The sequence below is a fragment of the Pseudarthrobacter sp. TE3704 genome (assembly GCF_056279405.1).
In genome coordinates, this window is the sequence record NZ_JBWCCJ010000004.1 from 428,265 (window position 1) to 454,660 (window position 26,396).

Annotated in this window: 27 protein-coding genes; 14 read left to right on the forward strand and 13 right to left on the reverse strand. The window is 66.4% G+C overall.

What is annotated here, in order from left to right:
* Positions 1-47 precede the first annotated feature (47 nt).
* Complete coding sequence (locus tag ACZ9BC_RS13155) at positions 48-929, reverse strand: sirohydrochlorin chelatase (protein ID WP_476246292.1); 882 nt, start codon at positions 927-929, stop codon at positions 48-50.
* A gap of 60 nt (positions 930-989) precedes the next feature.
* Here ACZ9BC_RS13155 and ACZ9BC_RS13160 point away from each other — a divergent pair, with 60 nt between their 5' ends.
* Both ACZ9BC_RS13160 and ACZ9BC_RS13165 read left to right on the forward strand, forming a co-directional pair.
* Positions 990-1,658, forward strand: a complete 669-nt coding sequence (locus tag ACZ9BC_RS13160; RefSeq protein ID WP_476246293.1) for a trimeric intracellular cation channel family protein — start codon at positions 990-992, stop codon at positions 1,656-1,658.
* A 13-nt stretch (positions 1,659-1,671) separates the two neighbouring features.
* Entirely contained in the window at positions 1,672-2,100 is a 429-nt protein-coding gene (locus ACZ9BC_RS13165; RefSeq protein WP_476246294.1) for a hypothetical protein, read from the forward strand.
* On the opposite strand, the gene ACZ9BC_RS13170 is transcribed toward ACZ9BC_RS13165, so the two are convergent.
* The gene (locus tag ACZ9BC_RS13170; RefSeq protein ID WP_476246491.1) at positions 2,097-2,759 is read right to left on the reverse strand and encodes an endonuclease domain-containing protein; all 663 of its coding nucleotides are present in this window, start codon (positions 2,757-2,759) and stop codon (positions 2,097-2,099) included. The genes ACZ9BC_RS13165 and ACZ9BC_RS13170 overlap by 4 nt on opposite strands.
* On the opposite strand from ACZ9BC_RS13170, the gene ACZ9BC_RS13175 reads away from it, so the two are divergent.
* Positions 2,751-3,095, forward strand: a complete 345-nt coding sequence (locus tag ACZ9BC_RS13175; protein WP_476246504.1) for a hypothetical protein — start codon at positions 2,751-2,753, stop codon at positions 3,093-3,095. The two genes, ACZ9BC_RS13170 and ACZ9BC_RS13175, sit on opposite strands and share 9 nt — an antisense overlap.
* A 385-nt stretch (positions 3,096-3,480) precedes the next feature.
* Here ACZ9BC_RS13175 and ACZ9BC_RS13180 read toward each other — a convergent pair whose 3' ends face one another.
* The 4 genes from ACZ9BC_RS13180 to ACZ9BC_RS13195 are packed head-to-tail and all read right to left on the reverse strand — an operon-like array spanning position 3,481 to position 7,532.
* Entirely contained in the window at positions 3,481-4,581 is a 1,101-nt protein-coding gene (locus ACZ9BC_RS13180; protein WP_476246295.1) for a polyprenyl synthetase family protein, read from the reverse strand.
* A complete protein-coding gene (locus tag ACZ9BC_RS13185; protein ID WP_476246296.1) occupies positions 4,578-5,909 on the reverse strand; it encodes a geranylgeranyl reductase family protein in 1,332 nt (443 codons plus the stop codon). Before ACZ9BC_RS13185 ends, ACZ9BC_RS13180 begins: the two co-directional genes overlap by 4 nt.
* Before the next feature lie 3 nt (positions 5,910-5,912).
* Positions 5,913-6,689 carry a demethylmenaquinone methyltransferase gene (locus tag ACZ9BC_RS13190; protein WP_476246492.1) on the reverse strand — a complete coding sequence of 259 codons (777 nt, stop codon included), beginning with the start codon at positions 6,687-6,689 and terminating at the stop codon, positions 5,913-5,915.
* A gap of 51 nt (positions 6,690-6,740) precedes the next feature.
* On the reverse strand, positions 6,741-7,532 hold the full coding sequence (locus tag ACZ9BC_RS13195) for an alpha/beta fold hydrolase (RefSeq protein WP_476246297.1): 792 nt from the start codon (positions 7,530-7,532) through the stop codon (positions 6,741-6,743).
* A 109-nt stretch (positions 7,533-7,641) separates the two neighbouring features.
* Here ACZ9BC_RS13195 and ACZ9BC_RS13200 point away from each other — a divergent pair, with 109 nt between their 5' ends.
* The 6 genes from ACZ9BC_RS13200 (at position 7,642) to ACZ9BC_RS13225 (ending at position 14,114) form a co-directional block, all read left to right on the forward strand.
* On the forward strand, positions 7,642-9,018 hold the full coding sequence (locus tag ACZ9BC_RS13200; RefSeq protein WP_476246298.1) for an isochorismate synthase: 1,377 nt from the start codon (positions 7,642-7,644) through the stop codon (positions 9,016-9,018).
* A gap of 244 nt (positions 9,019-9,262) precedes the next feature.
* Positions 9,263-10,066, forward strand: a complete 804-nt coding sequence (locus ACZ9BC_RS13205; RefSeq protein ID WP_476246299.1) for an ABC transporter substrate-binding protein — start codon at positions 9,263-9,265, stop codon at positions 10,064-10,066.
* A gap of 133 nt (positions 10,067-10,199) precedes the next feature.
* A complete protein-coding gene (locus ACZ9BC_RS13210; RefSeq protein ID WP_079596522.1) occupies positions 10,200-10,991 on the forward strand; it encodes an amino acid ABC transporter permease in 792 nt (263 codons plus the stop codon).
* Between the two features lie 12 nt (positions 10,992-11,003).
* On the forward strand, positions 11,004-11,804 hold the full coding sequence (locus ACZ9BC_RS13215) for an amino acid ABC transporter ATP-binding protein (RefSeq protein WP_079596521.1): 801 nt from the start codon (positions 11,004-11,006) through the stop codon (positions 11,802-11,804).
* Between the two features lie 250 nt (positions 11,805-12,054).
* Entirely contained in the window at positions 12,055-13,269 is a 1,215-nt protein-coding gene (locus ACZ9BC_RS13220) for an aminotransferase class I/II-fold pyridoxal phosphate-dependent enzyme (RefSeq protein ID WP_476246300.1), read from the forward strand.
* Positions 13,266-14,114, forward strand: a complete 849-nt coding sequence (locus ACZ9BC_RS13225; protein ID WP_476246301.1) for a VOC family protein — start codon at positions 13,266-13,268, stop codon at positions 14,112-14,114. Before ACZ9BC_RS13220 ends, ACZ9BC_RS13225 begins: the two co-directional genes overlap by 4 nt.
* A gap of 19 nt (positions 14,115-14,133) precedes the next feature.
* On the opposite strand, the gene menD is transcribed toward ACZ9BC_RS13225, so the two are convergent.
* The 3 genes from menD to ACZ9BC_RS13240 form a co-directional block, all read right to left on the reverse strand.
* The gene (gene menD / locus ACZ9BC_RS13230; RefSeq protein ID WP_476246493.1) at positions 14,134-15,864 is read right to left on the reverse strand and encodes a 2-succinyl-5-enolpyruvyl-6-hydroxy-3-cyclohexene-1-carboxylic-acid synthase; all 1,731 of its coding nucleotides are present in this window, start codon (positions 15,862-15,864) and stop codon (positions 14,134-14,136) included.
* A 271-nt stretch (positions 15,865-16,135) separates the two neighbouring features.
* A complete protein-coding gene (locus ACZ9BC_RS13235) occupies positions 16,136-18,211 on the reverse strand; it encodes a PhoX family protein (protein WP_476246302.1) in 2,076 nt (691 codons plus the stop codon).
* A gap of 149 nt (positions 18,212-18,360) precedes the next feature.
* A complete protein-coding gene (locus ACZ9BC_RS13240) occupies positions 18,361-19,392 on the reverse strand; it encodes an o-succinylbenzoate synthase (RefSeq protein WP_476246303.1) in 1,032 nt (343 codons plus the stop codon).
* A gap of 69 nt (positions 19,393-19,461) precedes the next feature.
* On the opposite strand from ACZ9BC_RS13240, the gene ACZ9BC_RS13245 reads away from it, so the two are divergent.
* The 3 genes from ACZ9BC_RS13245 (at position 19,462) to ACZ9BC_RS13255 (ending at position 21,301) form a co-directional block, all read left to right on the forward strand.
* A complete protein-coding gene (locus ACZ9BC_RS13245; RefSeq protein WP_476246304.1) occupies positions 19,462-19,809 on the forward strand; it encodes an ArsR/SmtB family transcription factor in 348 nt (115 codons plus the stop codon).
* A 4-nt stretch (positions 19,810-19,813) separates the two neighbouring features.
* Positions 19,814-20,320, forward strand: coding sequence for an SRPBCC family protein (locus ACZ9BC_RS13250; protein ID WP_476246305.1), 507 nt, complete (start codon positions 19,814-19,816; stop codon positions 20,318-20,320).
* A 75-nt stretch (positions 20,321-20,395) separates the two neighbouring features.
* On the forward strand, positions 20,396-21,301 hold the full coding sequence (locus ACZ9BC_RS13255; RefSeq protein WP_476246306.1) for a phosphatase PAP2 family protein: 906 nt from the start codon (positions 20,396-20,398) through the stop codon (positions 21,299-21,301).
* Here ACZ9BC_RS13255 and ACZ9BC_RS13260 read toward each other — a convergent pair whose 3' ends face one another.
* Together ACZ9BC_RS13260 and ACZ9BC_RS13265 are read right to left on the reverse strand one after the other, a co-directional pair.
* Positions 21,302-21,661, reverse strand: a complete 360-nt coding sequence (locus ACZ9BC_RS13260) for a hypothetical protein (RefSeq protein WP_476246307.1) — start codon at positions 21,659-21,661, stop codon at positions 21,302-21,304.
* A 74-nt stretch (positions 21,662-21,735) separates the two neighbouring features.
* Entirely contained in the window at positions 21,736-22,386 is a 651-nt protein-coding gene (locus ACZ9BC_RS13265) for a PglD-related sugar-binding protein (RefSeq protein ID WP_476246308.1), read from the reverse strand.
* Positions 22,387-22,755: 369 nt separating this feature from the next.
* Between ACZ9BC_RS13265 and ACZ9BC_RS13270 the strand changes: the two genes are divergently transcribed.
* A complete protein-coding gene (locus ACZ9BC_RS13270; RefSeq protein WP_476246309.1) occupies positions 22,756-23,229 on the forward strand; it encodes a hypothetical protein in 474 nt (157 codons plus the stop codon).
* A gap of 103 nt (positions 23,230-23,332) precedes the next feature.
* Complete coding sequence (locus tag ACZ9BC_RS13275; protein ID WP_476246310.1) at positions 23,333-24,766, forward strand: fibronectin type III domain-containing protein; 1,434 nt, start codon at positions 23,333-23,335, stop codon at positions 24,764-24,766.
* Here the strand turns inward: ACZ9BC_RS13275 and ACZ9BC_RS13280 are convergent.
* On the reverse strand, positions 24,763-25,683 hold the full coding sequence (locus ACZ9BC_RS13280) for an LssY C-terminal domain-containing protein (protein ID WP_476246311.1): 921 nt from the start codon (positions 25,681-25,683) through the stop codon (positions 24,763-24,765). The two genes, ACZ9BC_RS13275 and ACZ9BC_RS13280, sit on opposite strands and share 4 nt — an antisense overlap.
* Positions 25,680-26,384 carry an esterase/lipase family protein gene (locus ACZ9BC_RS13285; RefSeq protein ID WP_476246312.1) on the reverse strand — a complete coding sequence of 235 codons (705 nt, stop codon included), beginning with the start codon at positions 26,382-26,384 and terminating at the stop codon, positions 25,680-25,682. Before ACZ9BC_RS13285 ends, ACZ9BC_RS13280 begins: the two co-directional genes overlap by 4 nt.
* Positions 26,385-26,396 lie beyond the last annotated feature (12 nt).

Genomic DNA, 26,396 nt, shown 5'->3' on the forward strand with positions numbered 1-26,396 from the left:
CTGTAGGTCCCGCCCGAATTGCGTCACAAAGGCCCGGAAACGCTAAGTCACCTAGGGAAATATTTCGTCACGAAACGCCGGACGGCCTTGAAGAAGCCTTCCTGCTGTGCATCGGACGTGCGGTCCGCGGCGGCTTCGGCCGGGCCCTTAATCCTAGGTTTCGGCGGCTGCGCAGCCGGCGCTGCTGCGGCGGCTTCCCGGGCCTTCGCGACGGCGGCGTCGTACCGTTCGAGCGCAATCTCGGCGAGCACCGGGGACGGCAGCAGCGGCCCGGTGATGAGGTCGGCACCCGCCTTGGCGAGCTGGTCGTGGAAGAAGCCCGGCGCCAGGAGGTATGCGGCAATCACGACGCGCCCACCGACGTCGACCGCTCCCGCGGACTCCCCCGCGCCGGCACCGCCTTCCAGTTCCTCGCGTAGCATCGCGACGGCGTCGGGCACCGAAGGCTTGGCAGAGGCACCATAGGCGGCCACCATCCTGTTGGAGCGCAACTCCTGCAGCTGGCCCAGCAGCTTTTCGACGCTGACGGCGGCGTTGGGGTTGGACGAACCGGCAGCGGCGACCACGATCACGTCGTTGTCCGTTACCCCGGCTTCGCGCAGCCGCTGGTCAAGCAGCGCCGCCAGGCGGGGATCCGGGCCCAGCGGTGCGGCCGCCGCACTTCCCGGGCGGCTCTTCACTGCCCGTGCGATGTCCACCTTCACGTGGTAGCCCACGCTCAGCAGCAGCGGCACCACGACGGCGGACTCCCCCTCCGGCAGGCCCGCCACCACGTCCACCAGGTCGGGCTGCTGGACGTCCACGTACGCTTCCCGGACGTCGAGGCCGGGGCGGAGGGCGGCGATGCCGGCGCGCATGGCGTTGACCTCCGCGGCTCCCTGTGCGTTGGACGTCCCATGGGCGCAGGCGATCATGATGGGGCTGTTCATAGGGGCTAGCGTAACGTTGGAGCCGCCCTGTCCGCCCTCTTTGAATTGCCGGGACGCTCCATGACATTCCCTTTTGACATCGCCCTGGTATGGCTGGACCTGGCCGGTATCTTTTTCTTTGCCGTCTCGGGATCCCTGCTGGCGGCGCGGAAGCGGTTCGACATCCTGGGCTCGCTCCTTCTGGCCTCGCTGGTGTCCCTGGGCGGGGGCGTAATCCGGGACATCATCCTCAACACCGTTCCGGCCGCGTTCACCAACCCGGCCTACCTGGTGCCGCCGCTGCTGGCAACCGTGCTGGTGTATTTCCTGTACTCCAGCGTCCAGCGTTTCACCTCCCTTTTGGTCCTGTTCGACGCCGGCGGGCTGGCACTGTTCTGCATCACCGGCACGTTGAAGGCGATTTCCCTGGGAATGAACCCGTTTGCGGCAGTCCTGCTGGGCGTCACAACTGCGGTGGGTGGCGGGCTGCTGCGCGATATCACGGCCAACGAGGTGCCGCAGCTGTTTGATGCCGGGGATCTGTATGCGCTGCCGGCCTTCAGCGGGGCAACCCTTACCTCGGTGCTGTGGGTGACGGGTTCATTCAATGCCGTCACTGCTTGCCTGGTTGCGGCTGTTGTTTTTGCCTTCCGGGTGGTGGCGTGGCGCCGGTCCTGGTACGTGCCGCTGGCGGTCCAAGGGTGGCACCGGCCGGGCCCTGACGGCGGCGAAGCGAGGGTCCGCAATTAGCTAGGATATGAGCATGACTGACATGTTCCTCGAGAAGTTCCGCTCGCTTGTTCCGAAGTATCTCGAGGATGAATGGCAGGAAGAGGACGGGCTGTCCGAAGAGGAGCTGGACAAGGCCCTGGCCGAGCACCAGTTCCAGATCCCCCTGGTCCTCCGGGAGTTCTACCTCGCCCTGGGTGGCTGCGAGGACCTCATGGAGGCCTACCACTACTTCTGGGACCCCGAAGAGCTCGAGGTGGACGACGAGGGTTTCCTCATGTTCCTCGAGGATGAGGAGGAGCAGTTCACCTGGGGCTTCCGTGTGGGCGACCTCGGCATCCCGGACCCCATCGTGTACCGCCGCAACAACGCCCGCGGGCAGTGGAAGTCCGAAGAAGGCACCTTCTCCGAGTTCGTGTTCGACATGTTCGAGTGGGCCTTCGAGGACGACGAAGAGAACTAGGGCTCCTGGGGCCTCAGGCCTTCCGGGGGCCGGCCGCCGGGATTCCCCAGCTTTGGAGGAGTACGACGGCGTGTCCCCCGGTTTTGCAGGCATGTCTCCGGTATTCCGGGGCAAACCTGAGGAATCTCAGCGCACCACCCTGCCGCGCAGAACCTGCCACACTTCATCAATGATCTTTGCGGGTTGTAAACCACGTCCGCATAGCCGTATCGGAGCACCGCGTAGCCAGTGAGTGTGCTCGCGTTGTTCCTCACCCTGTCTTTTTTCACCTGCCGCGGTTCCAGGTGGCTGCCTCCGTCTATCTCGACAATGAGGAATCCTTCCAGGAGGAAGTCCACGAACCCGATCCCCGGCAGCTCAACTTGGGTCTCCGTGTGGATTCCTTCGCTGCGGAAGAGTAGCCGGGCAACCACCTCGATGGCTGAGTCCGCCGTGCCATCCACCAGGTCCAGCACCCTCCTGGCGCTGCCGTTCCGGTTACCGGGCAACCTTTCCCGCAGGTAGCCCAGGGTTGTTACGCCCTGCCGCACCGCGCTTTCAACGATGACGGCAGCTTCCACAGCCGGCAGGCAGCGCAAGCTGTGGATCAGGACATCGGTGGTACTTGCGATAGGTTTCAGCCGATCGGGAGACGGCACCAAGGAGTCCCGGTGAACCACAGCATCGCGGGGACCGCCGTGTTTGCAGAGCAGGTGAAGTGTCCGCGGCTCGTGCAGCAGCCAGAGCTGCCGATGGCCGGCAGCCGACGCGCAGGTCAACAGGCCGTTCCCGAGCACGGCGCCCATCAGGTCATGAGCAGCACCTGGCAGTCCAACCACTCCATGCCGCAGACGAAGAATCTCGCCGCCCGCCACCGCATTTCGGACGTCCCGGTCTATGAAGCCTGCCCTCAGGAGGGTGGATGTCCGGGCCACGGAGCCTGCCTGAAGGAGGAAACGGGAAAGGTCCATGAAGCCAGCAGACCCAATATCCGACGGCTGGGGCAGAGCAGTTGAGCCATATGTGGACAAGGTGGTGCTGAGATTCGCCGGCTTTGGCGTGGTGCATCGGCGTGTCATGACGACTCGCCAGGCCCGCAGAGCATCTTGGGCCTAAAGGTGGGGAGATTGGGCGACGAAAAGTTTTTGACACTCGCAGTAACAAGGGACTTGATTCTTGTGACAAAGCTGTCATAGACTATTTCCGGATCCGCTAAACGCCTCCGGCGGGTCTGATGCGAACGGAGAGATAGCCCCGGTTCACAGCAACATATGACTCGTATTGTTGTTGCGGACCGGGGCTATCCCGTTTAACAGGCGCCCCGGCGACCGGGACGGCGGCGCCGCACATGGAGAAGCCCGGCGCCTGGGGGGAGCCGGGCTTCGACATGTCAAGAGAAAGCTAGCTGGCTCGGTCCACTACAGCCAGGGCGAAGTTGGACAGCGAATCCTTGACCACGCCCTCGGGCAGTGGGGCCAACGCGGCAATCGCTTCATTGGCCCAGCGGCGCGCCACCACCCAGGACTCCGCAGTGACGGGGTGCTCGCGCAGGCCGGCAACAGCCTCGGCCAGTGCCTCATCGGAGGTCAGGTCGCCGTCGATCAGCCGGAGAAGTTCGACGGCGGACTGGTCGCCGTCCGCGGCAGCCTTGCGCAGGAGCAGCACCGGCAGCGTGGGCACCCCTTCGCGCAGGTCGGTTCCCGGCGACTTGCCGGACTTCACCTTGACGCCGGTAACGTCGATGACGTCGTCCGCGAGCTGGAAGGCCACACCCACCTTCTCGCCGTACTCCACCAGCACATTCTCGAATTCGGGAGCAGCCCCGGCGAAGATGGCGCCCAGCTGGCCGGAAGCGGCCACCAGTGATCCGGTCTTGTCCGCGATCACGGAGAGGTAGTGCGCCACCGGATCCTCGTCCGGGCGCGGCCCAACGGTTTCGTGCAGCTGGCCCAGGCACAGGCGCTCGAAGGTGCGGGCCTGGATGCCCAGCGCCCGGGAGCCGAGCTCGGACACCAGGATGGAGGCGCGGGCAAAGATGAGGTCGCCGGTGAGGACGGCTACGGAGTTTCCCCACACTTCGTGGGCGGTGGGGGCGCCGCGGCGGAACGGGGCGGAGTCCATCACGTCGTCGTGGTACAGGGTTGCCAGGTGCGTCAGTTCAACCACGACGGCGGCCTGCACCACGGCGGGCAGGGAAGCGTCGCCGAGGTGGGCGCAGAGCAGGGTGAGCAGCGGCCTGATCCGCTTTCCGCCGGCTTCCACCAGGTGACGCGACGTTGCGTCAGCCAGGGGATCCGAGTTGGCGATGGCTTCGCGGAGCTTCTTCTCCACCTTGGCCAGGTTGTTGGTGATGGCCGGGCCCAGTTCAGCGTCCTCGGCGATGGCGGCAAAACCCGCAGGCAGCTGGAGGCCGGTGGCGATGGCGCTGGTGTTGAGCGAAGGTTCAGCGGCCGTCATGCCGTGTCCGGCGTGGGTCCAGCTGTGGTCTGCGGGGTTGGTCACGGGTTAACCCTAACTTTTTGTTGCGGATACCGCTGGTTCGAAGCAGACGGGGTATTGGATGTGGCCGGAACCAGCGATTCCAGGACACGGATCATCCGGTCCTCGACGCCCTTCGCCGACGGGTCGGTGAGGTTGGCCAGAAGCCGCACCACAAACCGCATCAGTACCGGGATGGGCATGCCCGTCCGCAGCGCGAGCTTCATGACGGCGGGCTTGCCGATCAGCGCCGCGAACGCCCGGCCCAGGGTGAAGTGCGATCCCCACTGGTGCCGCACATAGTCCGCGTACCTGCCCAGGTGCGCGTCGGCGTCGTACGTTCCGCCCGAAGAAGCCGCGCGCGAGGACGCATCGATGATGAACTCGGCGGCGAAGCGCGCGGACTCCATCGCGTAGGAGATGCCCTCGCCGTTGAACGGGGAGACCATGCCGCCGGCGTCGCCCAGGAGGAGCAGGCCGGGTGAATAGTGCGGGGTGCGGTTGAAGCCCATGGGCAGCGCGGCGCCTCGGATTTCGCCTACCTGGTTTTCGGGTGTGAAGCCCCAGTCGGCGGGCATGCCGGCGGTCCATTCGCGCAGGACCTGCTTGTAATCGAGCTTCCCGAATTCCTTGGAGGAGTTCAGGATGCCCAGGCCCACATTGGAGGTACCGTCGCCCACGCCGAAAACCCAGCCGTAGCCGGGCAGCAGCTTGCCGTCGCGTCCGGGGAGCTCCAGCCAGCCTTCCATCCAGTCGTCGTCCGTGCGCGGGCTGGTGAAGTAGGTGCGCACAGCCACGCCGAGGGGACGGTCGTCGCGCTTCTGGATGCCGAGGGACACGGCGGTGCGCGTGGAGTTGCCGTCCGCGGCGAGGACGACGTCGGCGCTGAACTCGCGCGTCTCCCCCGTCTTGCGTCCGGACTCGTCCAGGAGCGCTGCGCGGACGCCGGACACGCGGCCGCTTTCGTTGGACAGGGCGTCCGTAACGCTGTGCCGCTCGAGGATCGTGGCACCCGCGGACTGGGCATGCCGGGCGAGTTCCTCGTCGAAGCCCAGGCGCGTTCGGATCAGGCCGTACTGCGGGAAGTCGGAGACCTCGGGCCAGGGCAGCTCGATGGTGCGGCCTCCGGCAATGAGGCGCAGGCCTTTGTTGCGCCGCCAGCCGTTGTTTTCCGGGTGCGGCAGGCCGAGCTTCTGGATTTCCCTGACGGCGCGGGGGGTGAGCCCGTCACCGCAGACCTTTTCCCGGGGGAAGCTGGTCTTTTCCAGGACCGTGACCTCGATGCCGGCCTTGGCAAGGTAGTACGCGGCGGTGGATCCGGCCGGACCCGCGCCGACAATCAGTACCTTCACAGGTCAGCGGGTGATGTTGCGGCGCAGCTTGGCCACCGGGCCTTTGCGCGCAGCGATGGCGGCAGCGCCATTGTCGGGCGTCGATTCCGGAGCCTTGAACGCACGGTGCACCGCCACGATGCCGCCGGTGAGGTTGCGGTAGGTGACGTTTTCCCAGCCCGTTTCCTGGAGCCACGCGGCCAGGTGGTCCTGGTCCGGCCAGGCGCGGATGGACTCAGCCAGGTAGACGTAGGCGTCCGGGTTGGAAGCGACCTTGACGGCGATAGCCGGCAGGGCGCGCATGAGGTATTCGGTGTACATGGTGCGCCAGAGCGGGACCACGGGCTGGGAGAACTCGGCAATCACCAGGCGGCCGCCGGGCTTGGTGACGCGGAGCATCTCCTGCAGCGCCTTCTTGGGCTCGTTGACGTTCCGCAGGCCGAAGGAAATGGTGGTGGCGTCAAACGTGTTGTCCGCGAACGGCAGGTTGGTGGCGTCCCCGGCGATGAAATCGATGTCCGGGCGGCGCCGCTTGCCGACCTTGAGCATTCCGAGGGAGAAGTCGCAGGCCACCACGTCTATGCCTGCATCGGCATATGGTTCGCTGGAGGTGCCGGTACCGGCGGCCAGGTCCAACACCCGCTGGCCCTTGGAGACTTCCATGGCTTCCACCACAACCTTGCGCCAGCGGCGGGTCTGCCCCATCGAGAGGACATCGTTGACGACGTCGTATTTCGGTGCGACGTCGTCAAACATTGTGGCTACTTCGTCCGGACGCTTATCCAAGGATGCTCGGTTCACCATGTCATTGTCTCAAATGTTCGGCAGCGTCCGGACCACCGGGCGTTTGACTCACGGCTGCCGCAGGAATGCCCTAACATCCTCCGCCACCAGGTCAGGGCACTCCCACAGGACCAGGTGGCCGGCGTCGGGGTAGATCTTCAGTTCCGCGCCCGGGATGCGTGCCGCCAGCTCTGTCTGGTCCGTCCGGGGCAGCAGCGTGTCCTGCCCGCCGTACAGGATCAGCGCGGGCACATTGATCGTTCCCGCTGCGGTGGGCGGGATGGCGTCGTAGAGGCCTCGTAGCGCGTCCTTCCAGACGTACGCCGGCATCATCATTCCGTCTCGGACGCGGTCCTCAAGAAACCACTGCGGGACCGGCCGGTGCAGGGGGAACCACTCGACGGACTCCCGCACCCACGTTTCGTCCATCGGATCCACCTGGGCATCGACATCGTCCGCGAATGGCGGGCGGCCGGCAAGGCTGAGGGGCGAGCCGACAAGTACCAGCGCATCCACGCGGCCCGGCTGGCCCACCGCCAACTGCTGGGCCACGTAACCGCCGCTCGAGGAGCCGAGCACGGCTGCGGACTCCAGCTCCAGGGCATCGAGGATGGCCGCCACGTCGTTGGCCTGGTCATGCAGCGAGTAGCCGTGGCGTGGCTTGTCAGCCTCACCGTGTCCGCGGAGGTCCGGAGCGGCGATGCGGAGCCCGGGCAGCAGCGGGATCAGGCGGTCGAAAGACCTGCGCGATTCGCCCCAGGCGTGCAGGAGGAGCAGCGGCCTGGCCGTGGGATCGCCCTGGAACAGGCACGGGACGGTGATACCGGTGCTGAGCGTGAGTCTGCGGACTTCCGCCTCCATAGCTGAAGGGTACGCCCGCCAGTGAAAGAGGGCACAGGAGCGGACCGCGCTAAAAGGTACTTGGCTTCGCAAGTACCTTTAAGTACTTTCGGGTAGCGTTGAGGCAATCATGACGAGCACCTTCCGCACCTTGACAATCCCCCTGGATGGAAAAGCATTCCCCGGCGGGCTGCCTTCGTTCTTGGTCCGGGACGATGTTCTCTGCTGGACGCGGCGGGAGGCCGGGCTTGCGGGCTTTGGCGAGATCGCGCGGTTCACGGCCACGGGCCCGGAGCGCTTCCTGGAAGCCGACATCTGGTGGCGGCACCTCGTCATTGAAGCCGACATCACCGATTCCGTGGAGCTGCCCGGCACGGGCCCGGTGGCCTTCGGCTCCTTCGCCTTCTCCAAGACCTCCGCCCACGAATCCCGCCTGATCGTGCCGGAGATCGTGGTGGGTGTGCGGGACGGCCAGGTCTGGCTCACCCAGTTAACGTTCGACGACGGCGACCTCACCGAAGAGGGTGCCCTCGCAGCGCTGGACCGCTGGCTGAGCGGCGGGCGGCCGGCGGCGGCAGCGGACTCCGCCGGGAACCCTGCGCACGGTGAGGTTCCCGCCCGGGCGGGCGGCGCCGTCGTACGCCCCCTCCCCCTGGCTGCCGGTGCCACGCTCCACACGGGATCCCTCAGTGAGGAAGCCTGGATGAAGGCCGTTGAAGCGGGGGTGGCGGAAATCCGCACCGGGGCGCTGGAAAAGCTGGTGCTGGCGCGGGACGTTGTGGCCACCGTCCCCACCGGCGTCAATCCCGCAAAAGTGCTGCGCGAACTCGCCGCGCGGTACCGCGAATGCTGGACGTACGGCGTGGACGGCCTGGTGGGAGCCACCCCGGAAATGCTGATCCAGGTGGAGGGCCGGACCGCCCAGGCGCGCGTGCTGGCCGGAACACTCGACCGTCGCGATGCCCACGGCGAGGACGGCATCCCCATGGACTACGCCACGCGCGTGCTGGCCGGATCCGAGAAGCAGAGGCACGAGCACGAGATCGCGATCCAGTCGCTCACCACGCAGCTGGCGCCGTTCTCCGAGGCAATGAACGCGCACGACGAGCCCTTCATCCTTGAGCTGCCGAACGTCTGGCACCTGGCGTCAGACGTTAAGGCAGAGCTCACAGAGGTGGAAGGCCACGTGCCCACCTGCCTCGCGCTGATCAATGCCCTGCATCCCACCGCCGCCGTCTGCGGAACGCCCACGCAGGTGGCCGGAGCCCTGATCCGGAAACTCGAACACCTGGACCGCGGCCCGTACGCCGGGCCGGTGGGCTGGCTGGACGCTGCCGGAAACGGTGAATGGGGCATCGCTTTGCGCGGCGCTGTGATCGAAGCTCCAGATACCGTGCGCCTATATGCCGGATGCGGAATAGTGGACGGCTCGCAGCCCGAGGCCGAGCTGGCTGAAACCTGGGCCAAGTTCCGCCCGATGCTCGAAGCGCTGGGCATCCGCAACTGATCCCCCGCTCCGCCCAACTAGGTAGCACGAAGTGTCGTTTTGGAGGGTGAAAACGGCACTTACTGCTACTTAGTTGGGTAAGAGTCCGGAATAGGAGACCGCCGAGCAGCCAGCCGGGTTGATTTCTGATGTGATTTAGTTATCCAATAGTGAAACTAAGTTTCCTGTGATGCACATCTCATAATCGGCGCTACACTATGAACCGATTTAGTACCGCATACCCCTGCAACAAAAGGTAAGAATTATGCAGCTCAAGTCCCTGGCCACGGCCAAAATGACCGCCAAGGCAGCAGCACTCTTCGCCGTCGGCGCCCTCACCCTCACGGCATGCGGCGGCGGCAGCTCCACCCCGGCCGCCTCCGAAGGCGGCATCCAGCTGATCAACGCAGGCAAGCTGACCGTCTGCTCGGACATCCCTTACGAGCCCTTCGAGTTCGAGAAGGACGGCCAGACGGTCGGCTTCGACGTGGACATCGCCAAGGAGGTCGCCAAGGACCTGGCCGCCGAGCTCAGCATCGTGGACAGCTCCTTCGAAGCCATCGAAACCGGCACCGCGCTGACCCAGTGCGACCTGGGCATCTCCTCGATCTCCATCACGGACACCCGCAAGGCCGTCATGGACTTCTCCACCCCCTATCTCGATGACGACCTGGCCCTCGTTGCCAGCGAAGAATCCGGCATCAGCAGCCTGAACGACGCCAAGGGCAAGAAGGTCGGCGTCCAGCAGGCCACCACCGGCGCCGACTACGCGCAGGAACAGGGTATCGACGCCCAGCAGTTCGAGGACACCGGCCTCCTGGTCCAGGCGCTCCAGGCCGGCACCATTGACGCTGCTCTGGGCAACCAGTCCGTACTCGGCTACGCCATCAAGGACGACCCCAAGTTCAAGAGCGTTGAGGAGTTCGCCACCGGCGAGCAGCTGGGCATCTCCATCAAAAAGGGCAACACCGCCATGGCCGAGAAGGTCAACGGCACGCTCGAGCGCCTGAACGGCGACGGTTCGCTGGAGAAGTTCAAGACCACCTGGTTCGGCGAAGCCGCCAAGTAAACCAGAGCGGGGACACGGGGCTTCAGTAGCCCTGGACCCTTTCCAGCCCTGAGAACCACGCAGCAGGGGCCCCGGATAAGCTGTACCGCTTCCGTCCGGGGCCTCTGCCACGCATAACGAATGTGAGCAATTCATGGCAATGACCGCACGTCAGCGCGCCAGAGTAAGCCTGTATGTCCAGGCCGGAATCTTTATTGTGGCCGTCGCCGCGCTGATCCTGGCCACCGACTGGGAGACCATCGGCAACAGCGTCTTCAACTTCGCCAAGATCGGGCCCATGTTCCCGGGCATCTTCGTCACCGGCCTGGTCAACACCCTGGTCTACACGTTCCTGGGCTTCATTGTGGGCCTTTCCGGCGGCCTGCTGCTGGCCCTGATGAAACTCTCCAGCTTTCCGCTGTACCGCTGGATCGCCACCGGCTACATCGAATTCTTCCGCGGCATCCCCGCCCTGCTGGTCTTCATCGCCTTCGGCTACGGAGTTCCGCTGGCCTTCGGCGTCTCGTGGAACGTCACCGTCATCGTGATGATCTCGCTGGGTATGGTGGCCTCGGCATACATCGCCGAAACCCTCCGCGCCGGCCTGCAGGCTGTCCCCAAAGGCCAGCTCGAGGCCGCCCGCTCGCTCGGCATGCCGCAGTGGCGGGCCATGGTGACCATCGTGATCCCGCAGGCGTTCAAGATCGTCCTGCCGCCGCTGACCAACGAGATCATCCTGCTGACCAAGGACTCCTCGCTGATCTACGTCCTGGGCCTGACCGCCTCACAGTACGAGCTCACAAAGTTCGGCCGCGACGGCATCTCCAGCCTGGGCGCCGGCCTGACGCCGCTCCTGGTGGCGGGCGCCTTCTACCTGGTCATCACCATCCCCCTGAGCCTCCTGGCCCGGAAGTTCGAAAGCCGCTCCGCGCGGACCAAGCGATAGGCAGGGAAGACAATGAACGACGTCGTACGCTCCTCCGGCGGGACCGGCACCATCCACGCCGCCGGCGTGGAAATCAAGGACCTGCGTAAGTCCTACGGATCCAACGAGGTCCTCAAGGGCATCAGCCTGGACGTGGCTCCGGGCGAGGTGGTGTGCCTGATCGGGCCCTCCGGCTCCGGCAAATCCACCCTCCTGCGCTGCGTCAACCTGCTGGAACAGCCCAACCAGGGCAGCATCCAGGTGGGCGGCTTCGAGGCCACCGACCCCGACGTGGACATCGACAAGATGCGCCGCAAGGTGGGGATGGTGTTCCAGCAGTTCAACCTGTTCCCGCACCTGGACGCGAAGCGCAACTGCTCCATCGCCCAGACCAAGGTCCTCAAGCGGTCCCAGGCCGAGGCGGACAAGGTGTCCATGCACAACCTTGAGCGTGTGGGCCTGGGCCACCTCGCCGACCGTTTCCCGGACCAGCTCTCCGGCGGGCAGCAGCAGCGCGTGGCGATCGCCCGCGCGCTGAGCATGGACCCCGAGCTGATGCTCTTCGACGAGCCCACGTCCGCCCTGGACCCCGAGACGGTGGGCGATGTCCTGTCCGTCATGCGGAACCTGGCCAAGGAGGGCATGACCATGCTGGTGGTCACGCACGAGATGGGCTTCGCCCGCGAAGTGGCCGACCGCGTGGTGTTCATGGACGGCGGCGTTGTGGTGGAGGAAGGCGTGGCCGAGCAGGTCATCGGCGCCCCCACCCAGCCGCGCACCAAGGAGTTCCTGCGCCGCGTCCTTGATCCGACGCACATCGAGATCGAAGAGTAGGCACTTCCCGACCCGCTAATCCACACATTCCCTGGCGCTTGGATATCTCCATATCGCCGGGGAATTTGTGTGTCGGGGGGGGTTTGGGCGCCGCCGTCGGGCCACGCACGACGGCGGCACGCACCTTTGCTGCGAACCTTTACTTCCGCTGGTGGCGGGCACAGAATGGGTCCCACCAACAGCCCTGGCTCAGCAGCGCGCTGCCCCATCGGACGCCGGGCCATCCGGCCGTTCTGCACAGGAGCGTGACATGGTCGACCCGACTTCGCCAACCCCGCCCGTGGTCTCCAACCGGGCCGCGCGGCTGGCCTCGATACCCTCATTCCTGCGGGTTGACGAATATATACGGGGGTTCGGCGCCCGCGCGGACGGGCAGACGGCGGGCTGCGATTTCACTTTCGGCAACCCGCACCAGATGCCGCCGGACCGCTACGTCAACACGTTGCGGGACGCGCTGGTCCCGCAAAACGATCAGTGGTTCGCTTACCAGGCCAACGGCAGCGCCGCCCGGGTGGCCGCCGCGGAATCCCTCCAGCGGCTGCTGGACGTCCCGTTCCGTCCCGAGGACGTCTACCTGACCACCGGTGGCTTCGCCGCCATCGCCCTGGCGCTAAAGACCGTGGCGGATCCGGGCGATGAGGTCATCTACAGCCTGCCGCCCTGGTTCCTCTACGAGCCGCTGATCCTTGAGGCAGGTCTGGTACCCGTAAAGGTCACGGTCAACACCACCACGTTCGACCTGGACCTCGACGCGATCGAAGCCGCCATCACCGGGCGCACCAGGGTGGTAATCGTCAACTCGCCGAACAACCCCACCGGCCGAATCTATCCCCCCGAGCTGCTGACCCGGCTTGCGGACCTGCTTGAGGCCGCTTCGGCGAGAATCGGCAGGCGGATCTACCTGATCTCCGACGAGGCCTACAACCGAATCGTGTTCGAGGGCGCGCGCTTCCACAGCCCCGTGGAGTTCTACCCGCATACGCTCTTGGCCTACTCGTACGGCAAAACCCATCTCTCGCCAGGCCAGCGCGTGGGCTACCTGGCGCTGCCGCCCGCCATGCCGCACCGGGACGAGATGCGCCCGGCCCTATCCGGGCTGCAGGTGGCAATGGGCTGGGTGTACCCGAACGCCCTGCTGCAGCACGCGCTTCCCGAGCTGGAGAAGTTCACCATCGACGTCGGACAATTGCAGCGGCGTCGGGACCTCCTGGTCGAGGCGCTCGGCGGCATGGGGTACCGCCTCCAGCCGCCGGAAGGCAGTTTCTACCTCTACGTCACGTCCCCCATCCCTGACGACCAGGCGTTCACCGGATCACTGGCCAAGCGGGACGTCTTCGTGCTCCCGGGCGTACTGTTCGAAACACCGGGCTTCTTCAGGATCTCCTTGACGGCCAACGACGACATGGTTGAGCGCAGCCTGCCTGCATTCGAAGCAGCGATCAAGGAAAGCAGGAGCGGAACATGAACGGACGGACTTACCCTCCGGGCGTGCCGTGCTGGATCGACACAAGCCAGCCCGAAATCGACGCGGCCGCAACCTTCTACGCCGGACTCTTTGGCTGGACGTTCAGGGAGGCGGCTCCGGGCGGCGGCGCGGACCGCTACCTGGTGGCCCAGCTGGAAGGCGCGGACGTGGCAGGGATCGCCAGCGGCCGCGAAGATACAACGGCCTGGAGCACCTACATCACGGTCGAGGATGCGGACGCCGCGGTGGACCGGCTGGTCGCTGCCGGTGCAGGCCTTCGGGCACAGGCAACGGACGCGGGAGAGGACGGCCGCAGCGCGGCACTGGTTGATCCGGAAGGCGTGGAATTCCGCCTCTGGCAGCCGAAGCGGCAAGGTGGAGCACAGGCCGTCAACCAGCCCGGGACATGGAACTTCAGCGACCTCCACACACGCAACCCCGAGGCGGCCGTCGGCTTCTACCAGGGCGCGTTCGGCTGGCAGGTGGACAAAGTGGGCTTCGGGGCGGACGACGCCGACTTCGGACTGATGGTCCGCATGCCCGGGTACGGCGACCACCTTGAAGCGACCGTCGATCCGGAGATCAGGGCTAGGCAGTCCGAGTTCGCGGCTCCACCCGGCTTCGCGGACGCCGTCGCCTGGATCGTGCCCATTGAAGCCGACCGGACGCCGCACTGGCATGTCACGTTCGCCGTCGCCGACCGGGACCGGACGGCCCTCGACGCCGAACGGCTCGGTGCCCAGGTCCTCAGGCAGGACGACACCGGGTGGACACGCGAGGCCATAATCCGGGACCCGCAGGGAGCAGAGTTCACTGCCAGCCAGTTCACGCCGCCAACAGGCTGACCAGCCAAGGCGCACGGACCTAACGCGCCAGGACTCCCCCGACGGCCGCGGCCACGGCTTCCTTGATCCGCCCGTGGAGCTGCCGGAGCGCATGGCGGTCCGTGCGGACTTCCACAATGCTGCGTCCCGCCACCGGTTGGCCGAGCGCTTCGGCAAGTCCCGCCGTCGTACTCACAACCGAATGCCCGACGCCGTACGCCGCGGCGAGTGCCGCGATGTCCACAGAGTGCGGGGTGCCGAAGAGGCGTTCGACGGCGTCTCCGTAGCGGCCGCCTTCCGCGACGGCGCCGTGCTCGAGCAGCCCGAAGATGGCGCCGCCTGAGTCGTTGAGCACCACGATCCGCAGCTCAGGCTGCATCTCCCCCGCGCCGAGGAGCAAACCGCCGGCGTCGTGCAGGAAGGTGACGTCGCCCAGCAGGACGGTGGTTTCCTGCCGTCCGCCCAGCGCTATGCCGGTGGCCGTCGAGATGGTGCCGTCGATTCCGGCGAGGCCACGGTTGGCGTACACGGTGGCGCCGGGTTCGGGGGCGGGCAGGCCGGCCAGGTCAACGTCCCGGATCCCATTGGAGGAGCCCAGCAGCAGCTGGCCGCGGGTGTGCTGCCAGACGAGGGACCCCACGGACGGTCCGGTTGCCGCGGCCTCGACGGACAGCACCCCGTCCAGGGCATGCTGCGCCGCCGACCCCGCCAGCAGCCAGGTATCCAGCCACGCCCCGGCACCGCGGCCGGCGAACTCGGCGAGGTCTGCCAGGTTCTCCAGCGGCAGCTCGGTGCGCCGGCCGGGCTCGTACCAGGCGACGGGAACCGGCTGGTACAAGGCAGCCTGGACGTCGGACCGGGCAAGGAGTGCCGCGACCGGCCGGGACAACGTGGGCCGGCCGAACAGCACCACCCGCTCGATCGGCTGCGCGGCAGAAGGTCCGAAATGCTCCAGCAGCAGCCGGTACGGGCCCACCGCGTTCGGCCCGAAACGGGCGTTGGATGACGGTTCGGCGAGCAGCGGAAGGTTGTGGGCGCGGGCAAACGCCTCGGCGACAGGACCGGCGTCGTGCCCGGCGAGGACAACCGTCCGCCGTTCCGGCAGCTCATCCGGCGCCGGCGGCAGGTTCATGACGAGCGGCTCGGTGCCAATGCGGTAGCGCTGCCGCTCCACCGCCGGCGGGAGGGCCTCCTCCGGCGACGGCACCAGCGGGTCGCGGAAGGCAAGGTTGAGCTGGACCGGGCCGGGCGGCAGATCGGGAAAGGCGCCGGTGGCCGCGGAGAGGCCGGTCTGGATGGCACGTTCCGGGTTGCTGCCGGCGGGAACATCGGCCGCGAAGCGCACCTGCTCGCCGAAGAGGTCCGGCTGGATGGTGGTCTGGTTGGCGCCGGTTCCGCGGAGTTCGTCGGGCCTGTCTGCGGACAGGACAATCAGCGGGACGGCAGCGTGGTTGGCCTCCATCACGGCGGGCAGCAGGTTCCCGACGGCGGTCCCGGACGTGGTCAGGACGGCCACGGGCGAGCCCGTGGAGAGAGCCAGCCCCAGGGCTGTGAACCCCGCGGCCCGCTCATCGATCCGGACCAGCAGCTCCACCCGGCCCTCGGCGGACGCCTCGGCCAGCGCGTACGCCATAGGGGCCGAGCGCGAACCTGGCGAAACCACCACCTGCCGCACACCGCCGTCGAGCAGGATTCCGACGGCGATCCGCGCCGCCGCGAGGGCGCTCAGCTCAGGGGCGGTGTCCGTAGCGTCGGGGGCAGAGTCGTTCAGCGAAGTCACCAAACCAGTCTGCCACCACCGACGCGCTCTCACGCCCTGCAACGAAACGGCCGACGCTCTCTCACCTCCTGCAACGAAACGGCCGACGCTCTATCACCTCCTGCAACGAAACGGCCGACGCTCTCTCACCTCCGGCGAGGACTGGGCGGAGAGTGAGAGAGCGTTCCGGCCAGTCCTGCCAAAGGTGGGAGAGCGTTGCAGGAAAACCTGCGAAAGGTGAGAGAGCGTCTGAAAACGAGAGGCTCAATCACCCGGCAGCGGGTTAGGCGTCGGTGCGGAACACCTGGATCACGGACGGGCGCGGGGCGCGGACCTGGCCGGGAGCCGCCGTGGTACCTGCCGGGACGTAGTCCGGGAAGAAGGAGACCTGCTTCTCGAAGGTGCCGTCCTCGCCCGGGTGCTGCACGGCGACGAACACGGTGCGCTCCTCGTCGTGGATGATGGGGCCGCAGGTTTCGCCGTCGCGCGGGACGGCGAGGAACTGCTCCACCTTGCCGCGCTCGGCACCCTCCAGCGTGACCTTGAACAGGCCGTCCGCCCGGCCGATACCGGAAGGGGCGCCGTCGGTGGAGATCCAGAGGTTGCCCACGGAGTCGAATGCGAGGTTGTCCGGGCAGGAGATGGGCGAAACCTTGTCCACCGGGAAGCCGGAGAAGTAGGTGACGTCGCCCTGGGCCGGATCGCCGCAGACCATGAGCAGGTTCCAGGTGAACTTGGTGGAGGTCTGGTCACCGGTTTCGGTGATCTCCACGATGTGGCCGTCGCGGTTCTGGTTGCGCGGGTTGACCTCGGTGGCGCCCTCGTTCGTGCCGGTGCCGCGGTTGGAGTTGTTGGTGCAGGCGACGTAGACCTTGCCCGTGAACAGGCTGGGCTCAACGTCCTCGCAACGGTCCATCTTGGTGGGACCCACCTTGTCGGCGGCCAGGCGGGTGTACACCAGGACCTCTTCCACGGTCATGTCCTTCACGGCGGATTTGCCGTCCACCACCAGGGGCAGCCACTCGCCAACGCCGTCGAAGGCGCCGTCGGAGGGAACAGCGCCGGTTCCGGTGATCTCAGCGGCAGGGGAGTTGCCCGTGAACTTGGCGACGTAGAGGCTGCCGGCGGACAGCAGGGTCATGTTGTGCGCCCGGTCGCCCTCACGGTACTTGTCCTTCGACACGAACTTGTACAGGTAGTCGAACCGCTCGTCGTCGCCGGAGTAGGCCACCACGTGCCCGGACTTGGCGATGATGACGTTGGCGCCCTCGTGCTTGAAACGGCCCAGCATGGAGTGCTTTTTCGGGGTGGAGTCGGGATCGAACGGGTCCACCTCGACGATCCAGCCGAACCGGTTGGCCTCGTTCTCGTAGCCGGGGTTGCGGGTGTCCCAGCGGTCCTCGTCCAGTTCCCACTGGCGGGCTGTGGGCTTGGAGGTGATGCCGTACCGCTTATCCCCGGCGGACGTGCCGTTGCCCACGAAGTAGCCCTGGAAGTTTTCTTCGCCGGACAGGATGGTGCCCCACGGGGTGGTGCCGCCGGCGCAGTTGCCGAGCGTGCCCTTGATGTAGCGGCCGTCTTTGTCCTCAACCGTCTTCACCAGCGAAGAACCGGCGGCCGGACCGGTCAGTTCATACACCGTGTTGTTCAGGAAGCGGCGGTTCAACTCCGCACCCTTGACGTAGGTCCACGGCTTGTTCTTGTTCTTGCGCTCCAACTCCACCACTGAAAGGCCATGCGCGGCTGCCCCCACGGCACGCATCTGGTCGGCCGGCATGGTGGGCGGGAACATGATGTTCTCGTTGGTGTACTCGTGGTTGGCGAACAGGACTGCACGGCGGCCCTTGCTGCCCGGGATCTCCAGGATGTCCGTGTAGTCGTTGTTGTAGCCGAACTGCTGTTCCTGCGCGGCCGCCGTCTGGTTGTTCAGGTCGAACTCCGGAGCGCCCTTGAAGATGGGGTCACCCCAGCGGATGACCGGCTGCCACGTGAAGCCTTCCGGCACGGTGACGGCGTCCACCATGGCGTCGATGGACGGGATGGGCGTGAACTGGAGCTTGGACTTGCCGAAGCCTTCCTTCGCTGCCTTGGACAGGCCGGCGGCGGAGGCTGATTCGGGAGAGGTCACGGCTGAACCGAGGACGACGGCGAGCGCGCCGGCGGCGCCGAAGCCCAGGGCGGCGCGGCGGGACATGGTGGCGGAGGCGATGTCGCGGAAGTAGCTGTTGGAGCTGGTGTTGCACACGTCGCCGGCGCAGGCGTTGTCGCATTTCAGGGCGCAGGTGACAGCACTGCGCTTGCCCTTGGTGTGGCCGAGCATCGGCAGCAGGGTGAATTTGCGGGCAGTCGTTTCAGACATGGGGGCCTTCCAGGGAAAATCGATGCGGTTCGCCCACCCTGTCAGCCGATTTCTACGTCAAGTAGTCAGGAGGGTGAACCCAAGGTAAACCCGCCGGTAACCCGTGGTGACCTGCGCAAATGTGATAGAGCGTTCCAGGAAAAGCCCCGTCAAGTGATAGAGCGTTGCTGGGGAGCGAGTTGGGCGTGCACGCGGCGGAGCCGCGCGAGCCACCAGCCGCGGCGTTCCGGTGCGGCGGCGTACTCGGACAGCAACCCGGCGTCAGCGGTCACGTCGCGGAGGCGGATGGCGCCGTCGTCGGCCACGAGGGGGTCCAGGGTGACGTCGGATTCAAACAGGGACACCGTCCCCAGCCCGCATGCGTACGGCAGCTCCGGGAGGGAAGCTGCCAGGGCCAGCCCGGCGCGGATGCCCACCGAGGTGTCCAGCGCGGAGCTGACGACGGCGGGCAGCCCGGCCTGCGCCACGATGTCCAGTGCGCGGCGCACTCCCCCGAGCGGCGCGACCTTGACCACGATCAGGTCGGCCGCGCCGGCACGCGCCACGCGAAGCGGATCGGACTCCTTGCGGACACTTTCGTCGGCGGCGATCAGCACGGGGATGCCGGCCGTCCGCAACGAGCGTCGAACCTCTGCGAGCCCTTCGATGGTGGGCACGGGCTGCTCCGCATATTCAAGCCCAACGGCGGACAGCCGGGTGAGTGCCTCAACCGCGGCGGGCACGTCCCAGCCGCCGTTGGCATCCACCCTGATGGCGGCTTCGGGCAGTGCGGCCCGGACGGCGGCGAGGCGGGCGGTGTCGTCGTCAAGGGTCTGGCCCCGCTCGGCAACCTTGACCTTCACGGCGTCCACCCGGCCGAAGCGGGACAGGACCTCCGGAACCCGGTCAGCCGGCACGGCGGGGACGGTCGCGTTAATCGGGATGACAGACCGTACCGGCGGAGGGAAGCCGGACCAGGCGGCCTCGATGGCGGCGGCAAGCCAGCGTGATGCCTCTGCATCTGCGTACTCCGGGAACGGGCAGAACTCGCCCCAGCCCGCCGGCCCGCGGAGCAGCAGTGCTTCGCGTTCCGTGATTCCCCGGAACCTCACGCGCATGGGAAGGCTGACCACGTGGGCGGACGCGAGCAGTTCGTCAAGGCCGGGAATGCCGGCGGAAGGGACAGCGGGGCGCGAGGGCATGGAAACACTGTACAAGCGGGGACTGACAACCCCTTCCAACGCATATCCATATGGATATATAATCCATCTATGGCACGTGCAGCAACAACGTCGGACGCGTTCAATGCGGTGGCCGAGCCCCGCCGTCGGGAGATCCTGGACGTCCTGGCAGGCGGCGAACGGCCGGTGAACGATCTGGTGGACCTCCTCGACCTGGCCCAGCCGCACGTCTCCCGGCACTTGCGCGTCCTGCGGGACGTGGGCGTGGTGGACGTGCGCGGTGAAGGCCGGCAGCGGCTGTACCGGCTGAATCCGCAGGCCCTGAAGCCCATCCACGACTGGGTGGCCGGCTACCGGCACCTCTGGGAAGAACGGCTGGACGCCCTGGCGGACGTGCTGGAGGACCTCAAGGATCAGGAAAACCAAGAGAAGGACTAGGGCAATGGCACAGACAGGCAGCGGCACCCTCAGCGTCGCCCTCCCGGGCGAGAACGAAATCCTCATCACCCGGACGCTCAACGCACCCCGTCACCTGGTCTACAGGGCGTGGACAACACCCGAGCTCGTCAAAAAGTGGTGGCCCGGCAGGCGCGGCGAGATGACCGTCGTCGAAATGGACTTCCGCGTGGGCGGGGCGTGGCGGTACGTCATGCTGGCCCACGGCAACTTCGAGCTGGGCTTCCACGGGACGTACCGCGAGATTGTTGCCAACGAGCGGATTGTGCACACGGAGGTCATGGAAACTCCTGACGCGGCGCCGGACAGTGAGGAGGGGGCAGTGGTCAACACGGTCACCTTCGAGGATGCCGACGGCGGCGCCACCGTGGTCAGTATCCGCACCGACGCGGGCAGCAGGGAAGTCCGCGACATGATTGCCGGGTCGGGCATGGAAGACGGCGTGCGGGAGCAGTTCGAGATCATCGAGGAGCTGGCGGCGGCGCTGGCGTAACTGCTTCTGCGGGTGTTCCGCGGACAGGCCTGTGCTTGCGGCGCAGTCCCAGCTTTCTGTGAAATCCTTGAACGGATGACTCTTTCACGGCAAGCAACCGCCAGGACCGCAGCCCGCCCCGCACCGGGATCGGGTTTCCTCTTCGTGCTTGCCACCCTGGCCTGCGTCACAGGGCTCATGGCCACGTACTACTACTTCGTGCAGACCACCACGGGGCAGTTCATCGACGAGTCAGCCCTGGTGGAAGCGGTGGAGCTGCACGGGCCGGCAGGCAAGGCGACCACCAGGTTCCTGGACCTGCTGCCCACCATCTCGCTGGTGATGGCCGCCGTCGTGGTGCTCTTTGTCACGGTGATCCGGCGGCGCTGGACCGAAGCAGCCATCGCGGTGGCGGCGTGCATCGGTGCGAACGTGGCCACCCAGGTATTGAAGGCTTTGCTCCCGGCCCGTCCGGACAAGGGCGTGGTGACGCTGGACCTGAACTCGCTGCCGTCCGGGCACACCACGCTGGCGGCGTCCGCCGCCGCCGCGGTGTTCCTCATGGCCTCGCCGCGCTGGCGGCCGATGGCGGGGTTTGTCGGCGGTACGTTCGCTATCGCTTCCGGGGTGTCCACCCTGATCAACCAGTGGCACCGGCCGGCCGACGTGGTGGCGGCGTTCCTGCTGGTGGGGGCGTTCATGATCCCGGCCGGCTGGTTCATCATCAGGCGCGGGGCCTGGAATGCGTGGGACGGTTTCGGCGGCCACATCGGCTCGGCCCGGATCTGGCTGACGCTGCCGGTCATGATCGCGCTGGCGTCGGCGGCGGTAGCCTCGTACTCGCTGCTCCGGCTGGCGCCCAGCCCGTGGCAGGAGGCCAGCACCACCAACTATTTCTGGGCCGGGATCTCGCTGATCGTTATCGCGGGGTATCTGGCGACGGTTGCCACCACGTCCCTGTTTGCCTACGCCGCCCGACGGCGGGACTCACCCAGGCGCTGATCAGTCCCGCTGAGTTGGGCCGCCGGGCGCACCATCAAAGTCCGGCGCAGGCGAGAGGCCTCCCCCGCCCGGCCGTCCGCCGTCGAGCGTTTCATCCATGGCGGCGGCAAGCTCAACGTCGTCAAGGTACCTGGCAGCCGGCCACCCGGTGGCGGCGGCGAGTCTCTCCAGGGACGCCAGATGCTGGCGCGCCAGTTCGATGGCAAGTTGCTCCATGATTGCCGGCCCGTTCCGGATGATCAGGTCGCTGAGGAAGACCTGGAGCCGGCCTGCCAGACGGCCTCCGGCCTCTGCGTCTGCCGCTGCAAGCCGGGTCAGGGCGGCGGCAGCCATGGCGGGCCTGTCGCTGAAGAGTTCCATGAACTGTCCTCCGCAATTGTGTGGATGGGAATTACCAGGACTGGCAACACCCGGCGCAGCCTCTTCGCGGCCCGCTAAAAGGCAAGGCCCCCGCCCGGGAGGGAGGTGCGCGCCGGCACTCCCACCCACGTCTCGTACTCGGGCACGTCATGCACAACCGCCGCACCCATGCCCACTGACGAATAATCACCCACGGACAACCCATCAGCCACACCGGCATTCACGCCTATTTGGACGCCACGGCCCAGCCGCACGCCCTCTCCCAAGGAGGATCCGGCGGAGAACGTGGTGAAGTCCCCTGCCTGCACGGCCCAGCCCAGGGACACGGACGGCATCACCACCGTGTGGTTCCCCAGTGACACCTGCGGTCCAACCGTGGCGTGCCGCAGCAGGATGCTTCCCTGGCCGATCCGGCAGTCGTCCGGCAGGCGGATGTCCGGATCCAGCACTGTGCCATACCGGTTACCTTCCACACCCAACTGGGTAAGCCTCTCCACCACCGCTTCCCTGTCGCGTCCCACGGGCAGGCACACCGCGAAGAGCGCCTTTGGAAACATGGCGGCGTCCTCGAGGGCGCCGAGCACGGGGGCGCCGTCGATCAGGACGTCGAGGAGTTGGGGGTCATCGTCAAGGATCCCCAGGACGTCGTATTGGCCGCTGGCGCGCACGGTCAACAGCACTTCGCGCGCCAGTCCAGTGGCGGCCAGCAACAGCAATTCGCTCAAGGGGTGTCGCTTCCGGGCCCGGGGAGGCGGGCGGCAGGTCTGTGGCTTGCCCGGACACCGCTTCTTGGCTCCTGGCTGTTGGTCCGGGCCTCGGCGATTCGAGGATCAATTCGCCAGCTTGCCCAAATACAAGTTAACGCCGCAACAGGTCCCCGGGAAGACGGCACGGGAAACAGGGTTGGATTATGGGGTTTCCTGCGGAATTCGGGGGTTTGCCGCACTGCAGCAAAATCACTTGAAAGCTTGACAAAACCTTGAGTGATTACCGAGGCATATTTTGATACTGCTCGGCCAAGCTATTCCCATCGGAGCCGCTCAGGGCTCACAAGGTCTCAGCGGTTACCCGCACAAAGTTTTAGGGGAAATGACATGGGCAAAGTGGCAGGACGTAAGAAGCGCATCATCGGCACAACCGTTGCACTGGTGGCCATCGGCGGCGGCGCCGCTTTCGCCTACTGGACGGCGACCGGCACGGGCAGCACCGCCGGCGCAACCGGCACTTCCACCAACTTCACCGTTACCGCGAGCGTTGCCGGTGCGGCCCTCACCCCCGGCGGCGACGCCCAGACGGCCACCTTCACCATCACCAACCCGGGCACCGGCGTCCAGAAAGTCCAGACGGTCGTAGCCACCGTCGCCAACAGCGACGGCAGCGCCTGGACCTCAGTTCCCGGTTGCTCCAAGGAAGACTTCAAAGTGGGCACAGCAGTCTTTACACCGGAGGAACTTGCCGCCAACCAATCGTTGACCGGCACCGTAACGCTTCAGATGGTCAACCGTGAAGACGTAAACCAGAACGGCTGCAAGGGGGCCACCGTTCCCCTGCACTTCGTGGCCAGCTGAAGAGGGTCAGGGTTAACCTTCCTGGAACAGTCCGTCAGCTTCCTAGCCATCTGGTGATGAAGCCCGCCTAACCGCTTCCGAAGCCGACATCAGGAAGGTCCCCGTGCCCGCCACCACCAGCTCCCCCGAAACCTCCCCCCGGTTTCGGCGGGAGCTGGTGCTCTTTTCAAGGGTTTTACGCAGCGGCGCCTGCGTCTTCATCGTCCTTCTCTTCGCTACCCTGCTGGGGGTCGCGCCCGCCTCCGCCCACTGGCTGGCGTCCGGAACGGGAAGTACGACGGCGTCAGTCGCCACCCTGCTTCCACCCACCAACGTGTCGGTGCCGGCAATCAGCAACTCGAGTGTGGGCGTCAGCTGGACTGCGCCCTCCGGTTCTGTCGTTCCCACCGGCTACTACGTCACCCGTAGCACCGGGTCTGCGGCCGTGGCCGCCTGCGGTTCCAGCCCTGCAGCGCTGGTCGCTGCCACATCCTGCACGGACATTTCCGTCCCCGAAGGAACCCATACTTACCAGGTGACGGCGGCCTACCGCTCCTGGACAGCAGCAAGTGCTGCCAGCGGCAACGTGCAGGTGGCTAGCCCGTTGAGCACCCTAGCCATCACCTCGCAGCCGTCCGTCCGCGTAACCGCAGGCTCGGCCAGCATTAGTTTCAGCGTGCAGGCACAGACGCTGCTGGGACTCCCCCTGTCCGGAGTTCCCATCACAATCAGCCTTGGCAGCAACCCTGGAGGAGGAACACTCTCTGGAACTGTCACAGGATCAACGGCAGGCCTGGCAGGGACTGTCACTTTCAACGGACTCTCAATCGACAAGGCCGGATCCGGCTACACCCTGGTTGCCTCAAGCCCCGGCTTTGCGGGAACGGTCAGCAACAGCTTCACGGTCATGCCCGCTGCTGCCAGCAAACTCGTACTCACGTCCGGCGCCGCCTTGGCCGGCCCGGCGTCGTCGGCCGCCCTGCTGGGCCCCGTGACACTGGAACGCCAGGACTCATACGGCAACCCGGTCACCACTGGAACCACGTCGGTCACCCTGTCCACTTCCGCAGCCACGACAGGAACTTTTGCTGCAACCGCCAACGGCACCAGAATCGCCGGCGTGACCATTCCCGAAGGCTCCGCATCGGCGTCGTTCTTTTATGGGGACAGCAAAGCGGGCGTGGCAACCCTCACTGCTGTGGCGACGGGGCTGACAGCACCGCAGCCCATTAGAGTCACCATCAGCGCCGCGCCGGCAGGCAAACTGCAGTTCGATGCCGTTCCTAATGTCGTGAAGAATGCCAATATCGTTCCCCCGGTCACTGTCCGTATCCTTGACGCCTTCGGAAACCCTACGGACAGCAACCTCCAGGTCACTGTGCAGGCGAAACCTTCGCTCCATGGAAACTGCAGCATCAAGGGCACACTTTCCGGGACCGCCTCATCCGGTGTGATTCCATTTCCCGACCTTCAGGTCGCGGGAAAGACAACAGGTTGCATCCTGACCGCCACGAGCGGCACCCTTTCCGCCGACAGCAACGCCTTCAACGCAGACTAGGCAGCAGAGCTCCCCGGCCGGCCCGGCTCGTACAGGTCGATGATCGGCAGGTGCCCGTCGGTGCGGATGGCGTCGCCGCCGCCGTTGCGGTGGTGGTAGCCGCTGGAGTAGTTGAGGATCACGTGCACCGACTCCACAGCACGGGCCGCGCGGAGCGTCTCGATGATGAAGTCGCGTTCCTCGTCGGTCCGGTCTGCGATCTTGTGCGTGATCTGGAATGTAAAGAGGGACAGTCCGACGCTCCTGTCGTACGTGCCCGCGCCAACCCAGTCCACAGACAGCCCGCCGGGCAGCATCCAGCCGGCCGGGCATTTCCAGAACCGGACGTGGTGGCGCTTGCGCGGGTTGCCGTCGATCTCGCGCTGGAACGCCAGGTCCTGCTTGTTGCCGAAAACGTACAGCGAACTGACGGGCGCCGCCGGGTAGCTCCTCCCCAACATTGTAGACGTCAGGGTGCGCCACGCAGTGGCCGGGGTGATGGGGTCGGCCTCCACCCAGCCGGCAGACAGCATCGCCTTCCGCAGCTCCTCCCCCGTCCCCACCACGGCCAGGTTCACGGGGTCGCCCAGGACGCCGTCGCCTGTCCGGGTCCTGCCGATGAAGTAGTCCGGGATGTACAGGCTGCTCAGGATTTTGTGGATGCGCGGCAGGAGCGCGTACGCCAGGATCAGCCACACCGGAAGGAACACCCAGGCCTGCTCGGGCCCGCGGGACAGCCGCGACAGCAGGAAAAACCACACCGCCCAGCCGACCGCGACGGTCACCACCAGATAGAGCAGCCGCTGCAGCACGGCCAGGACGGTTGCCCACCGGCTTTGACGCCGCTCCACCCGGTTCGTCGAACGCGAATGGTCCGGTTCGTGCGGAAGTGGCCGCCCGCCGTCGTACCTTCCGCCGGGATCAGGAAGGCGGCTCACGGCTCGTCGGGGGTCAGCTGCTCCACGATGATCCGGGCCGTTTCGTGATCCCCCAGGATCCGGAAGTGCCCGGCCGTGGGCAGCTCGATGTTGGTGGCACCGGGAAGGACGCTGCCCTCCGGGATGTGCGGGTCGAACGGGCCGTAGATGGAGGTGATCCGGCTGTTGATGGCTTCCTCACGCGCCAACTGGAGGGTCAACGCGTTGCTGGGCGAGAAGATCCGCAGGCTCGGCAGCAGCATGTACTTCGCGTAGCGGGACCCGGAAAACGGCGTGCACACCGTGATCATCCGGGAGATCCGGCCCTCGGGGTCCAGGTTCAGCATGGCGTATTTGCCGATCAGCCCGCCCTTGCTGTGCGCCACGATCGCCGCGTCCCGCAGCCCGGCCTCCTCAAGGTGCTGCGCCACCAGCCGCGCCGCCACGGGAACATCCAGCTTGTTGCGCTGCAGCACCGTGACCACGTGGACCGGGTGGCCGGCGTCGTGGATCGACCGGATAAGCGGCATCATGAACTGCCAGTTCTCGTACACGCCCGGGATGATCAGCACCGGGGTGCGGTGGCCCTGGTGGAAGGAGCCCGGCTGCACCCGGGACACCATGCCCTGGACCTGGCAGACCGCTGCATAGACATAATCCTGCGCCCACCACACGGCCTTCTGCAGCGGACTGCTCCGGGCAGGTGCCCCCGTTTCACTCATCTGATGAGGATA

Coding starts and splice junctions, on each gene's coding strand:
- ACZ9BC_RS13155 (WP_476246292.1), bottom strand. CDS start 929: ATGAACAGCCCCATCATGATCGCCTGCGCCCATGGGACGTCCAACGCA.
- ACZ9BC_RS13160 (WP_476246293.1), top strand. CDS start 990: ATGACATTCCCTTTTGACATCGCCCTGGTATGGCTGGACCTGGCCGGT.
- ACZ9BC_RS13165 (WP_476246294.1), top strand. CDS start 1,672: ATGACTGACATGTTCCTCGAGAAGTTCCGCTCGCTTGTTCCGAAGTAT.
- ACZ9BC_RS13195 (WP_476246297.1), bottom strand. CDS start 7,532: ATGGAGGCGGAAGTCCGCAGACTCACGCTCAGCACCGGTATCACCGTC.
- ACZ9BC_RS13200 (WP_476246298.1), top strand. CDS start 7,642: ATGACGAGCACCTTCCGCACCTTGACAATCCCCCTGGATGGAAAAGCA.
- ACZ9BC_RS13205 (WP_476246299.1), top strand. CDS start 9,263: ATGCAGCTCAAGTCCCTGGCCACGGCCAAAATGACCGCCAAGGCAGCA.
- ACZ9BC_RS13210 (WP_079596522.1), top strand. CDS start 10,200: ATGGCAATGACCGCACGTCAGCGCGCCAGAGTAAGCCTGTATGTCCAG.
- ACZ9BC_RS13215 (WP_079596521.1), top strand. CDS start 11,004: ATGAACGACGTCGTACGCTCCTCCGGCGGGACCGGCACCATCCACGCC.
- ACZ9BC_RS13220 (WP_476246300.1), top strand. CDS start 12,055: ATGGTCGACCCGACTTCGCCAACCCCGCCCGTGGTCTCCAACCGGGCC.
- ACZ9BC_RS13225 (WP_476246301.1), top strand. CDS start 13,266: ATGAACGGACGGACTTACCCTCCGGGCGTGCCGTGCTGGATCGACACA.
- ACZ9BC_RS13235 (WP_476246302.1), bottom strand. CDS start 18,211: ATGTCTGAAACGACTGCCCGCAAATTCACCCTGCTGCCGATGCTCGGC.
- ACZ9BC_RS13240 (WP_476246303.1), bottom strand. CDS start 19,392: ATGCCCTCGCGCCCCGCTGTCCCTTCCGCCGGCATTCCCGGCCTTGAC.
- ACZ9BC_RS13245 (WP_476246304.1), top strand. CDS start 19,462: ATGGCACGTGCAGCAACAACGTCGGACGCGTTCAATGCGGTGGCCGAG.
- ACZ9BC_RS13250 (WP_476246305.1), top strand. CDS start 19,814: ATGGCACAGACAGGCAGCGGCACCCTCAGCGTCGCCCTCCCGGGCGAG.
- ACZ9BC_RS13255 (WP_476246306.1), top strand. CDS start 20,396: ATGACTCTTTCACGGCAAGCAACCGCCAGGACCGCAGCCCGCCCCGCA.
- ACZ9BC_RS13260 (WP_476246307.1), bottom strand. CDS start 21,661: ATGGAACTCTTCAGCGACAGGCCCGCCATGGCTGCCGCCGCCCTGACC.
- ACZ9BC_RS13270 (WP_476246309.1), top strand. CDS start 22,756: ATGGGCAAAGTGGCAGGACGTAAGAAGCGCATCATCGGCACAACCGTT.
- ACZ9BC_RS13285 (WP_476246312.1), bottom strand. CDS start 26,384: ATGAGTGAAACGGGGGCACCTGCCCGGAGCAGTCCGCTGCAGAAGGCC.